Origin of the sequence: Geodermatophilus sp. DSM 44513, from assembly GCF_032460525.1 — a bacterium.
In the GTDB taxonomy this organism is placed as follows: Bacteria; Actinomycetota; Actinomycetes; order Mycobacteriales; family Geodermatophilaceae; genus Geodermatophilus.
Window position 1 is genome coordinate 170627 of record NZ_CP135963.1, and the last position, 12286, is coordinate 182912.

A 12286-nucleotide genomic window follows, 5' to 3' on the forward strand; every position below is an offset into this window, starting at 1 on the left:
GGGCCGGGCCGGCGCCGGTACGGTGCGCGGGGTGACCACGACCGGCGTCCGGCACGTCTCCCTGCGCAGTGGCGTGTACGCCGACTCGGTCCGGTTGATGCAGGTCAGCCGGGACGTCGGCGCGCGGGACGGCGTCACCGCGGTGCTCGTCGCCATGGCCACGCCGCTCAACCTGGAGCTGGCCGCGGGCATGGGCCTGGCCCCGGACGGCGGCGCGTCGCCCGACCAGCTGCTGGTCGCGGTCGCCGCCGCGGACGACGGTGCGCTGGCCGGCGCGGTGGCCGCCGTCGACGCCGCGCTGGCCGCCCGCGAGCGCGCTACCGGGCCTGCGCAGACGGTGCCGCTGCGCACGGTCGGCGCCGGCCTGGACGCCCTCGACGGCGACGGCCCGGCGCTGGCCGTGATCAGCGTCCCCGGGCCGTACGCGGTCGCCGAGGCCACCGACGCGATCGCCGCGGGCGCGAGCGTGCTGGTGTTCTCCGACGGCGTGCCGGTGGAGCACGAGGTGGCGCTCAAGCGGGCCGCCCACGACGCCGGCGTGCTGGTCATGGGCCCGGACTGCGGGACGGCGATCGTCTCCGGCCTCGCGCTCGGCTTCGCCAACGTGGTGCGGCGCGGCCCGGTCGGGATCGTGGCGGCGTCCGGCACCGGCGCCCAGCAGGTGTCCTGCCTGCTCGACGCGGCCGGCGTGGGCGTCTCGCACCTGATCGGCGTCGGCGGGCGCGACCTGTCCGAGGCCGTCGGCGGGCTGGCCACCCTGGACGCGCTGGTCCTGCTGGACGCCGACCCGGCCACCGAGCGGGTGCTGCTGGTGTCCAAGCCACCGGCGCCGTCGGTCGCGGCCCGGGTGGCGGAGGCCGCCGGCCGGCTGTCGGTGCCCGTCCGGTCCGCGGCGCTGTCCCCGGACAGCCCCGACCTCACCGCCGCCGTCGAGGCGCTGCTCGCCGACCTGGGCGTCGCGGTGCCGGAGTGGCCGTCCCGGGGCGCCACCCGTCCGGCCGCGCGCGGCGCCGTCCTCAAGGGCCTCTACGCCGGCGGCACGCTGGCCGACGAGGCGATGCTGCTGGCCGCCCCGCGGCTCGGCGACATCCGGTCCAACACCCCGCTGCGCCCGGAGCTGCACCTCGGCACGGACCTGTCCGCCCCGGGTCACCTGGTGGTCGACCTCGGCGACGACGCGCTCACCGTGGGCCGGCCGCACCCGATGATCGACCCCACGCTGCGGCTGGAGGCGCTGACCCGGATCGCGACGTCCGGGGAGCCCGCGGTGCTGCTGCTGGACGTCGTCCTGGGCCACGGCGCCGACCCCGACCCGGCGGCCACCCTGGTGCCGGCGATCGAGGCGGCCGGCCTCCCGGCCGTCGTCGCGCTGGTCGGCACCGAGGCCGACCCGCAGGGCTGGTCGCGCCAGGCCGACGCCCTGGCCGCGGCCGGCGCCGCGGTGCACGCCTCCAACGCGCGGGCCACCCGGCACGCGCTCGACCTGCTGGGAGCCGCGCGGTGACCCTCCTGGACAGCCCCCCGGCGGTCGTCGCCGCCGGTGTCGACGTCTTCTCCGCCGCGCTGCGCGCCCAGGGCGCCGACGTGCACGACGTCGACTGGCGCCCGCCGCCGTCGGCGGACCCCGCCGACCTCGCCGCGCTGGCCCTCGACCGGCGCCGGGCCGCGGCCAACCGCACCGCCGTCGAGCGGGTGATGGCCGCCGGGTCGCACCTGGTCGACGTCCGCCCGGCGCGCGACGTCCTCGGGCTGCCCGACCGCACCCTGCTGCACGCCGGCCCGCCGATCGGGTGGGCCGACGCGTCCGGCCCGCTGCGCGGCGCGCTGGTCGGCGCCTGCCTGTTCGAGGGCTGGGCGTCGACCGCCGAGGAGGCCGAGCGGCTGCTGGCCTCGGGCGGGGTCGCCCTCGACCCGTGCCACCACCACTCCGCGGTGGGGCCCATGGCCGGCGTGACGAGCCCGTCGATGTGGCTGTGGTGCCTGCAGGACCCGGTCGGTGGCGGGCGGGCCCACTGCAACCTCAACGAGGGCCTGGGCAAGGTGCTGCGGATGGGTGCCTTCGGGGAGGAGGTGCTCGACCGGCTGCGCTGGATGCGCGACGTCCTGGGGCCGGTGCTGCAGGCCGCCGTGCGGTCGATGCCCGAGCCGCTGGACGTCCGGGCCGTGCTCGCGCAGATGCTGCAGATGGGCGACGAGGGGCACAACCGCAACCGCGCCGGCTCGCTGATGACGCTGCGCGAGCTGTCCCCGGCGGTCGTGGCGGTGGACGCGCCGTCCTCGGACGTCGCGGCGGTGCTGCGGTTCATCGGCGGCAACGAGCACTTCTTCCTCAACCTCGGCATGCCGACGGCCAAGCTGGCGATGGACGCCGTCGGGCACGTGCCCGGCTCGACGATGGTCACCGTGATGTCCCGCAACGGGACGGAGTTCGGCATCCGCACCGCCGGCACCGGCGACCGCTGGTTCACCGGCCCGGCCAACACCCCGGTCGGGCTGTACCTCGGCGACTTCGGCCCGGACGACGCCAACCCCGACATCGGCGACTCCGCGATCATGGAGACCTACGGCGTCGGCGGCTTCTGCATGGCGGCGGCACCCGCGATCGTCCGCTTCGTCGGCGGCTCCGTGCCCGACGCGCTGGCCACCACCGAGCGGATGTACCAGCTCACCCTCGCCGAGAACCCGGCGATGCAGGTGCCCGTCCTCGGCTTCCGCGGCGCACCGACCGGCATCGACGTCCTGGCCGTCGCCCGCACCGGCTGGCTGCCGCAGATCAACACCGGCATGGCCGGGCGGGTCGCCGGGACCGGCCAGGTGGGCGCCGGTCTGGTCCAGCCGCCGCGGGAGTGCTTCGACGCCGCGCTGGCCGCGCTCGCGCGGGAGGCCCGGGCGGCCGCCTGACGTCGCTTGCCCCGGCGGACGCCGACCGCCAGGCTCCGCGCATGTGGACCAGCAGCCAGCTGCACAGCGAGCCCGACGACGACGCGCAGCGGCGGATGCAGGCGCCCGAGAACGAGGTGCCCGTCGCCCTGCCGCAGAACCTGCTGCTCGCGCGCACCGACGACGTGGCGGTCGCGCTGGTCGGCCTGCAGGTCCACACGACCGGGCTGTCCCTGGAGCTGACCGTGCGGATGCGCCCGTCGGCGCGCGGGCGTTTCGCGCACACCCTGGACGAGCTGGTCTGGCGGCACGGCCCCGACGGCGGCCGCTTCCTGCTCGGGGTGGAGTTCGCCGACGGCCGGAGGGCCAGCAGCCTCCCGGGGGCGGACGGCGTGGACGTCGTCTTCCACCCGGGCGGCGGATCGGGGGGAGCGGCGACGATCGAGCAGTCGTGGTGGCTGTCCCCGCTGCCGCCCGACGGGCCGCTGCGGTTCGTCGTCCGCTGCGACGAGCTGGGCATCGCCGAGACGGTGACCGAGCTGGACGGGACCGCGATCGGCCGGGCCGCCGCGCGGGTGGTCACCCTCTGGCCGTGGGAGCCCCCTCCGGAGTACGGCGACCACGAGCCGCTGCCCCCGCCGGACCTGCCGGCAGACAGCTGGTTCGCCCGGCGCTGACCGACCGCGGGCTACCAGAGCACCCGGTCGACCGGCCGCAGCGCGCTGGGCGGCTCGGCGCCGATCATCTCCACCAGGTCGATCTCGATGGTGCGCGTCAGCGCGGTCATCGGGACGTCGTAGACGGCGTCGGCGAACGGCTCGGCCAGCTCGTCGCCGATCTGCACCGCCAGCAGGAACATCAGCCCGACCAGCCCCGAGCCGATCGGGGTGGCCCAGCCCAGGTCGTTGACCACGGCGAAGGGCAGGATGGCGCCGAAGACCTGCGCGAAGAACCGCGGCAGGAAGCGGTACTGCACCGGCAGCGGGGTGTTCTTGATCCGCTCCAGCCCGCCCTGGGCGTCGGTGAGGACGACCAGCGTGGCCTCCATCTGCACCCGGCGGTAGTCGCTGAGCACCCCGCGGTGCGCGGCCTCGGCCAGCAGCCGGCCGACGTGGGTGAGCACGGCGTTGGGCCGGTTGGTGGAGCGCTCGACCCCCTCGCGGACGGCGTCGTCGAGGTGGGCCCGCGCCTCGTCCGGGACCGGCTGGCCGCGCAGCGCCGTCCGCAGCAGGTGCACGTAGGCCACCTGGGCCCGGACCACCTGCGGCCCCAGCCCGGGCCGGGCGCCCTCGCCGCGCTCGTCGAGGAGCACCAGCGCCTCCCGGGCCAGGCTCCGCGAGGAGTTGACCACCTGCCCCCACAGCGTCCGCGCCTCCCACCAGCGCTGGTAGGCGGCGTTGACCATGAAACCGGTGAACAGCGCGATCGCCGTCCCGAACAGGGTGAACTGGATGTCGATGCCGGTGAAGCCGCGCGCCCCGGCGTGGTACAGGACGGTGACCAGCACGTCCCACAGCAGCAGGACCGTGAACGGGACGGCGATGGCCCGCCAGGCGTGGCTCGGACGGGGGACCCGCGAGGTGATCAGGGCGCGCTCCGTGGTCGGCGGGTGGCCGTCGGCCGGGACGTCCCATCGTCCCCAGCCCGGTCCGCGACCCGCGACTCCACGGCGGCGTGAGTCCGGCCACACGGTGTGTCACCGTGCCGCAACGCCGGGTGCCGGGAACGGCCGGTCACCGGGGACGGGTCGGGCTGCGGAGCAGCAGACTGTCCCGGTGATCCGCAACGTCGTCGTCGGCCGGGTGCGCCCGGGCCCGTCGACGCCGAGGCCCACCGCGCCTCCGACGCCGAGGCCGAGCACGACCGCATCCGGCGGGAGCTGGCAGACCCGGCGCGCGAGGAGATCGCCCGGGTGCAGTCCCGGTGTGAGGCTCAGCCGGGCAGCGCGTCCAGCGGCAGCCCGACGTAGAGCATGCCGACCAGCTCGCCGTCGGTGGAGTGCAGTCCCTCGTAGGCGGTGAAGAAGGGGCGGTCGGCGACGGTCGCCTCTCCGGTGTAGGTCCGCCCGGCCAGGACGGCGGCCAGCACCGGGTGGGGGCTGCCGTCGGCGTCGCGCGGGGGGATGGCGGTCCCCACGTTGCGCCGTCCCTGCGCGGTCCGGACGGTGGTGGTCGCGCGCACCATGCCGCCGTCGCCGTCCAGCCGCTGGAACAGCGTGCAGCTGCCCCCGACCAGAGCGACCACCTCGTCGACCAGCGGCGCGGGACGCCGCGGGTCGTCGTCCCGGGTCAGCGGGACGCCGCCGAGCAGCAGGTCGGGCAGGTCGACCTCGCGCACCGCGCCGGTGACCTGGTCGCGCACGCTCACCCGGCGGCGGCCCTCGCCGAGGGACACCCCACCGGCCTCCTCCAGCAGGTCCTCGGCGATGGCCAGCGCCCGGCGGACGTAGGTCTCGCGCTGCTCCTGGGCGAGGGCCGCGACGGCCTCGGTGATCCGCGCCGACCCGCCGGCGGCCCGCTCCACGCTGTCGACGACGCGGTCGGTGGCCGCCCGCTGCTGCTCGACCGCCGCCGCCACGGTGTCCTGCGCCGCGGCGATGGACCCCAGCGTCGTGGTGATCCGCGAGACGACGTCGACGGCCGAGCGGGTCTCCCGGTGCACCGCCTCCACCTGGGCGCCGATGTCGCCGGCGGCGCGGGCGGTGCGCTCGGCGAGCTGCTTGACCTCGTCGGCGACGACGGCGAAGCCGCGGCCCACCTCGCCGGCGCGGGCGGCCTCGACGTAGGCGTTGAGCGCCAGGAACCGGCTCTGCTGGCTGATCGCGGCCAGCAGCCGGACGATCTCGCTGATCGCGTCGGTGGCCCCCTGCAGCGCGGCGATCCGCTCGTCCACGGCCTGCGCGTCGCGGACCGCGTCCCCGGTGATCGACGACGCCTGGGTCGTGCACTGGGCGATGTCGCCGATCGCACCGCGCAGCTCGGCGAGGGACTCCGCGGCCTCCCGCGAGGTGGTGGAGACCTCGCAGCTGGCGCGGGTCAGCTCGCCGGCCCGCCGGGCGGCCGCCTCGGCCCCGCCCTCGCGCTCCAGCCGCCGGCGGGCCCGGCCGGGAGCCGCCCGCGCCGGCGGCTCCTGGACGACGGGGTCGGGCAGGACGGTCCCCTGTGCCGACGACCTGCGCACCACTCGACTCCTCCACGCCACTGGCCGACGCACCCCACGGGTACCGGATCGACGCCGACCGGCGCGGCTGACGATAGGACGCCGGTGGCGACCGGGCGTGAGGCGCGCCGCACGCAGGGTCACTGCTCCGGCGCAGACGGCGCTCCCACCTGCGGGGTCCTCCCTCAGGCGCGGACGATCGCCGCCACGGGGCCGCCGCCGGAGGGGCCCTGGTGCACCGCGGCGACCGACACGAACACCGCCGGGTCGCCGGTCACCGACGCCGCCACCCCGCCGACCGTCGCCTTGATCTGCCGGTGCCAGGAGACGTCGGAGTCGTCGAGCATCGCGTTGCGCCGGCCGCGGACGTAGCCGGTCGGGTCGGCCTCGCACTTGAGGAACACGTTGACCAGCCGGTCGCCGAGGTCGCTGGGGTGCGGGCGCTCCGGCAGCTCGAGGCCGGCGTCGCGGATCGCGTTCCAGATGCCGTCGGAGTCCAGCGCGTCGGTCATGACCGAGTGGCCGACCCGGTAGCTGCCGCCGTGCCCGCGGGCGTTGCCGACGACGACGATCTGGGCCCGGTCGAGCTCCACGCCCGAGGAGCACGAGGCGACCGAGGAGTAGAGCGAGAGGTCGCGCATGACCTGCTCCTGCCTCGGCATCTCGATCTCGCCCAGCGCCACGGCGACACCGAGGGCCGTCGTGCCGTTGGACAGGTCCATCGAGCCGTGCGGCTCCTGCAGGGACGTCGTCTCCCCGCGCTCGCGGGCGTCGCGGATGGTGTCGATGGTCAGCAGCGGCGTCTTGGTCTGCACGTAGTGGACGTCGGCGGGGTCGGTGATGCCGGCAGCCTGCATCGCCCGGCGCACGCCCTCGGCGACCTTCTCCACCATGGCGATCCGGCCGATGTCCTCGGGCAGGAGGACGTCGCTCATCGCGTAGCCGACGGTCAGCCGGGGCTCGTCGGTCTTCTCGACGGCGTCCTCGGGCAGGGTGGCGAAGACGGTGGCGTGCGGGCTGATGACGCCGTCGGTGCCGCCGGACCACACGATCGGGATCTCCCCGACCTCCTCCTTGCTCCGCGTGCCCCTCTCGAGCAGCACCTCGCGGAAGGCCCGGTCGGCGATGATCCGCGTGTAGTCGTTGACCCCGCCGTTGCCCTCGGTCTTGCCGATCACGGCGACGACGCGGTCGGCGTCCACGACGCCCTCCTCGATGAGCCTGGTCAGCTCGGAGGCGTCGCTGACGTTGTGCAGCGGGATCTTGCGGACCTCGATGGGTGCGGGCACGGCTTCCTCTTTCCTAGGGGGTGACGACGGTGCCGACGTCGTCGCGCTCGACGGCGTCGGCGATGTGCTCGAGGGAGGTGATGACCGCGCGGCTGCCGCCACCGGCGACGAAGCGCAGCCCGGCCTCGACCTTGGGGGCCATCGAGCCGCGGGCGAACTCCCCGGCCGCGGCGTGCGCGCGCAGCTCCGCGGGGGTCACCCGGCCCAGCGGCCGGGCGGTCGGCGTTCTGAAGCCGACCACCACGTGCGGGACGTCGGTGGCGATCACCAGCGTGCCGGCGCCCAGGTCCCGGGCCAGCAGCGCGGCGGTGAGGTCCTTGTCGACGACGGCCTCCACGCCGCGCAGGGCGTGCCCGTCGACGTGGTCGTCCACGACGGGGACACCGCCACCGCCGGCGCAGACGACGACGAACCCGGCCGCCAGCAGCACCCGGACCGCCGGCCCGTCGACCACGCCGCGCGGCTCCGGTGAGGCGACGACCCGCCGCCAGCCGCGCGGGCCGCGGTCCTCCCACACCTGGCCGTGGGCCATGGACCGCTCGGCATGCTCGCGCGGGAGGTGGCGGCCGATCGGCTTGGACGGCTCGGCGAAGTGCGGGTCGTCGGCGTCCACCAGCGTGCGGGTGACCAGGACGGCGGTGCGCTGCGGCAGGCCCCGGTCGGCCAGGGCGGCGTCGAGCTCGTCGGCCAGCGTGAAGCCGATCGTCGCCTGGGTCTGGGCCACGCACCAGTCCAGCGGCACCGGCGGGACCTCGTGGGCGGCCAGCTCGTTCTTCACCAGAAGGTTGCCCACCTGGGGCCCGTTGCCGTGGGTGAGCACGACCTCGGCCCCGGTCGCCACGACGGCCGCGACGTGCCGGCAGGCCACGGCGATCGCGTCCCGCTGGGCGGCGGGCGTGGCCGAGCCGTCCGGGCCGGTCATCGCGTTGCCCCCGAGGGCGATCACGACGCGGCCGGGGCTCACCGGGCCGACCGTAGCCGGAGATCTCTCAGCGCTGAAGCACCCCGGCTCTGGAGCACGTCAGCGCTGGAGCACCCCGGCCCTGGACCAGCTCAGCGGCGCCAGAAGTCGAAGGCGTCCCGACCGGGCCGGAAGCCGGCGGCCTCGACGACGTCCACCGCCAGGTCGAAGTGCTGGCCGACGACGGCCGGGGCGTGCGCGTCGCTGCCGAAGCTGACCGCGGCACCGCCCTCCTCGTGGAACCAGCGCACCTGGTCCACCGAGGCCAGCGGGCTGGTCGTGTTCACCTCCAGCGCCCGGCCGGTGCCGGCCAGCGCACGGAACACCGCCCGGTACTCCTCCTCGTAGTCCTTCTCGGCGTACCGGTCGCTGCCGCCGGGCCAGTAGCGGCGCGGGAAGTCGACGTGCGCGAGCACCTCGAAGACGTCGCTGCCCTCGACCATGTCGACGACCTCGGCCAGGTAGCGGCGCATCGTCGTGTCGGGGTCCGGGTAGAGCAGCCGGCCCACGCCGTAGAGCCGGCCGTCCTGGGGCAGGGAGTGCAGCGACCCGAGCACCCGGTCCACGGGGGCGTCGCGCAGGTGGGCGGCGACGCTGGCGCTGAACAGGTGCGGCTCGCCGGTCTCGACGCCGGACCAGATCCGCAGCTCCGGGAAGCGTGCGCGGCACTCCTCGAGCTCGGCGGCGTAGCCCTCGACGTCGATCGGCGCGTGGCGGGAGGCGTGCCGGTCGACCAGTCCGTCCGCGGTCGCCCGGTCCGCGGGCAGCCAGGTCGTGAAGTCCAGGTGCTCGGTGAAGGCGACGGCGGGCAGGCCCCGGGCCACCGCCCGCTCGCACGCCCGGGCCATCGTCGAGGAGCTCGAGGTGTCCCAGGACCACCTGGTGTGCACGTGGTTGTCCGGTGGTCGCATCGCCTGTGGATCCTCTCGCATCGTCCCCAGCATGCGCGCGCTGGCCGGTCCTGTCTCCCGGGCTGCCTAGTGTCGGGGCCATGACGACCGCAGCCCCGTCCGCCGACGTCGCCGTCGAGGCCCTCGGCGTCCTCCGCGAGCTGACCGGCCGGCCCGACGCGGTGTTCCGGGAGGGCCAGGACGCCGCCGTCGCCGCGCTGGTCGAGCGCTCCGAGCGGGCCCTGGTCGTGCAGCGCACCGGGTGGGGCAAGTCGGCGGTCTACTTCGTCTCCACCGCGCTGCTGCGCCGCCGCGGTGCCGGCCCCACGCTGCTGGTGAGCCCGCTGCTCGCGCTGATGCGCGACCAGGTCGCCGCCGCCGCCCGCGCCGGCATCCGGGCGGTGGAGATCTCCAGTGCCAACGCGACCGAGTGGGACGACGTCGCCGCGGCGCTGGCCGCCGACGAGGTCGACGTCCTGCTGGTCTCCCCGGAGCGGCTGACCAACCCGCGCTTCCGCGAGGAGCAGCTGCCCGGACTGGTGGCCCGGTGCGGCCTGGTGGTCGTCGACGAGGCGCACTGCGTCTCCGACTGGGGCCACGACTTCCGGCCCGACTACCGGCGCATCCGCGACCTGCTGGGCACCCTGCCGCCCGGCACGCCGGTGCTGGCCACCACCGCGACTGCCAACGAGCGGGTGGTGGCCGACGTCGCCGAGCAGCTCGGCGTCGGCGGCGTGGGGGTGACGACGGTGCGTGGGCCGCTGGCCCGCGACTCGCTGCGCCTGGGCGTGCTGCGGCTGCCCACCGACCGGGCCCGGCTGGCCTGGCTCGCCGCCCACCTCGGCGACCTGCCCGGCAGCGGCATCGTCTACACGCTCACCGTCGCCGCCGCCGAGGAGACCGCGTCCCTGCTGCGGGACGCCGGCCACGAGGTGCGCGCCTACACCGGCCGGCTGGACGACGCCGACCGCAAGGACGCCGAGGAGGCGCTGCGGGCCAACCGGGTCAAGGCGCTGGTCGCCACCTCGGCGCTGGGCATGGGCTTCGACAAGCCCGACCTGGGCTTCGTCGTCCACCTCGGGGCGCCGTCCTCGCCGGTCAGCTACTACCAGCAGGTCGGGCGCGCCGGTCGCGCGGTCGAGCACGCCGACGTGCTGCTGCTCCCCGGCCCGGAGGACCTCGCCATCTGGCAGTGGTTCGCCACCTCCTCCATGCCCCGGGAGGACCACGCCGCCGCGGTGCTCGCGGCCATGGCCGACGGGAGGGCGTGGTCGGTGGCCCGGCTGGAGACGGTGGCCGACGTCCGCCGCTCCCGGCTGGAGCTGCTGCTCAAGGTGCTCGCCGTCGACGGCGCGGTCGAGCGGGTGCAGGGGGGCTGGCGGTCCACCGGCCGGCCGTGGGTCTACGACGCCGACCGGTACGCCCGGGTGACGCAGACCCGCGAGGCCGAGCAGCGGGCGATGATCGCCTACGCACGGCCGGTCGAGGCGGCCCGCTGCCGGATGGCCTTCCTCCAGGAGGCGCTCGACGACCCGACCGCGGCGGCCTGCGGCCGCTGCGACGTCTGCGCCGGCCCTTGGTACGCCACCGAGGTCCCCGAGGGCGCGGCCGCCGCGGCGTCGGCGGCGCTGGACCGCCCGGGTGTGGAGCTCGCCCCGCGGGCCCAGTGGCCGACCGGCGCCGACCGGCTCGGCGTCGGGGTCAAGGGCAAGATCGCCGCCGGCGAGCAGCTCGACCCGGGCCGGGCCGTCGCCCGGCTCACCGACCTCGGCTGGGGCCAGCGGCTGCGCACCCTGCTCGGGGACGACGGCGTGGGCGGCGTGGTGGAGCTGGAGGCCCCCGGGCTGGAGGAGGACCCGGACGCCGCCTTCGACAGGAAGGACCCCGCTGCCCCCCACGCTTCGCGGGCTCAGCGCGGGCCCCTGCAGCGGGGCCGCGACGTGCCGCCGGACGAGGAGCTGCTGCGGGCCTGCGCGCGCGTGCTCGGCGCCTGGGACTGGGCCGAGCGGCCGGCCGCGGTGGTCGCCGTCCCCTCCCGGCGCCGGCCGCGGCTGGTCACCGGGCTGGCGCAGGGGCTGGCCGGGCTGGGCCGGCTGCCGTACCTGGGTGAGCTGTCCCTGGCGCACGGCGGCCCGACCGGGGGGCCGGGCGGCAACAGTGCCTTCCGGCTCGCGGGGGTGTGGCAGCGGATCGTGGTCGGCCCGGAGCTGCGGGCCCGGCTGGGGGAGCTCGGCCCGGTGCCGGTGCTGCTCGTGGACGACCTGGCCGACTCCCGCTGGACGATGACCGTCGCCGGTCGCGAGCTGCGGCTGGCCGGCGCCTCGCGGGTGCTGCCCTTCGCACTCGCCCTCACGGCCTAGCGTCTCGTACACGCGTTCGAATCGGCGTAGCCTCCCCGCATGTCGCTCGCCCGCCAGCCGTCGATGTGGGACCTCGCCGAGGAGGCCGCACTCGGCCCGCTGGCGGTCACCAGGCACCACCTCGGCCGCGGGGCCTGGGTCGACCACCTGCCCGGCTGGGTCTCCGGCTCCGACGAGGTGCTCGAGGTGCTGCTCGGGGACATCGGCTGGCGCGCCGACCGGCGGCAGGTGTACGAGCGTGAGGTCGCCGTCCCGCGGCTGTTGCGGTGGTACGGCGGGGGTGAGCCGTTGCCGCACCCGTTGCTGACCCGGGCGCGCGAGGACCTCGACGCGCACTACGGCCCGGAACTCGGGGAGCCGTTCGTGACCGCCGGGATGTGCCTGTACCGCGACGGCCGGGACAGCGTCGCCTGGCACGGTGACCGGCTGGGGCGCAGCCGCACCCAGGACACGATGGTGGCCATCGTGTCCTTCGGGTCCCCGCGGCCCCTGCTGCTGCGCCCGGTCGGTGGCGGGGAGAGCCTGCGCTTCTCCCTGGGACACGGGGACCTCGTGGTCATGGGCGGTTCCTGCCAGCGCACGTGGGAGCACTGCGTGCCGAAGACGGCCCGCCCCGTGGGCCCCCGGGTCAGCGTGCAGTTCCGGCCCCGCGGCGTGGCCTGATGGAGCACCCTCCTGCCGCCCACCGCTGACGCGCTCGCGGCGGGCCCTGCACCGGGGTCGGGGACCCCCTGCAGAGCGCCCCGC

The 12286-nt window shown here is 76.3% G+C and carries 10 protein-coding genes; 5 read left to right on the plus strand and 5 right to left on the minus strand.

From position 1 onward, the window contains the following. The first annotated feature begins 31 nt into the window (after nt 1–31). The 3 genes from RTG05_RS00820 to RTG05_RS00830 are packed head-to-tail and all read left to right on the plus strand — an operon-like array spanning nt 32 to nt 3557. A complete protein-coding gene (locus RTG05_RS00820; RefSeq protein ID WP_208104728.1) occupies nt 32–1504 on the plus strand; it encodes an AllF/FdrA family protein in 1473 nt (490 codons plus the stop codon). Continuing rightward, nucleotides 1501–2901, plus strand: coding sequence for a YlbE family protein (locus RTG05_RS00825; protein WP_166527050.1), 1401 nt, complete (start codon nt 1501–1503; stop codon nt 2899–2901). The genes RTG05_RS00820 and RTG05_RS00825 overlap by 4 nt, the downstream gene beginning before the upstream one ends. 41 nt (nt 2902–2942) lie before the next feature. After that, nucleotides 2943–3557 (plus strand): hypothetical protein, encoded by a 615-nt coding sequence (locus tag RTG05_RS00830; RefSeq protein ID WP_166527051.1) that lies wholly within the window; start codon nt 2943–2945, stop codon nt 3555–3557. Nucleotides 3558–3568: 11 nt separating this feature from the next. Here RTG05_RS00830 and RTG05_RS00835 read toward each other — a convergent pair whose 3' ends face one another. The 5 genes from RTG05_RS00835 to RTG05_RS00855 all read right to left on the minus strand — a co-directional run bounded on the left by RTG05_RS00835 (nt 3569) and on the right by RTG05_RS00855 (nt 9221). Next, a complete protein-coding gene (locus RTG05_RS00835) occupies nt 3569–4570 on the minus strand; it encodes a bestrophin family protein (RefSeq protein WP_208104729.1) in 1002 nt (333 codons plus the stop codon). 242 nt (nt 4571–4812) lie between these two features. Further along, nucleotides 4813–6060, minus strand: coding sequence for a Cache 3/Cache 2 fusion domain-containing protein (locus tag RTG05_RS00840; protein ID WP_166527052.1), 1248 nt, complete (start codon nt 6058–6060; stop codon nt 4813–4815). A 164-nt stretch (nt 6061–6224) separates the two neighbouring features. After that, on the minus strand, nt 6225–7328 hold the full coding sequence (locus RTG05_RS00845) for a barbiturase (protein WP_166527053.1): 1104 nt from the start codon (nt 7326–7328) through the stop codon (nt 6225–6227). Between the two features lie 13 nt (nt 7329–7341). Next, on the minus strand, nt 7342–8292 hold the full coding sequence (locus RTG05_RS00850) for a carbamate kinase (RefSeq protein ID WP_166527054.1): 951 nt from the start codon (nt 8290–8292) through the stop codon (nt 7342–7344). Between the two features lie 89 nt (nt 8293–8381). Continuing rightward, a complete protein-coding gene (locus RTG05_RS00855) occupies nt 8382–9221 on the minus strand; it encodes a PHP domain-containing protein (RefSeq protein WP_208104730.1) in 840 nt (279 codons plus the stop codon). 59 nt (nt 9222–9280) lie between these two features. On the opposite strand from RTG05_RS00855, the gene RTG05_RS00860 reads away from it, so the two are divergent. Both RTG05_RS00860 and RTG05_RS00865 read left to right on the plus strand, forming a co-directional pair. Then, on the plus strand, nt 9281–11539 hold the full coding sequence (locus RTG05_RS00860) for a RecQ family ATP-dependent DNA helicase (protein WP_166527055.1): 2259 nt from the start codon (nt 9281–9283) through the stop codon (nt 11537–11539). A 39-nt stretch (nt 11540–11578) separates the two neighbouring features. Then, nucleotides 11579–12202 (plus strand): alpha-ketoglutarate-dependent dioxygenase AlkB, encoded by a 624-nt coding sequence (locus tag RTG05_RS00865; RefSeq protein ID WP_166527056.1) that lies wholly within the window; start codon nt 11579–11581, stop codon nt 12200–12202. Nucleotides 12203–12286: the final 84 nt, after the last annotated feature.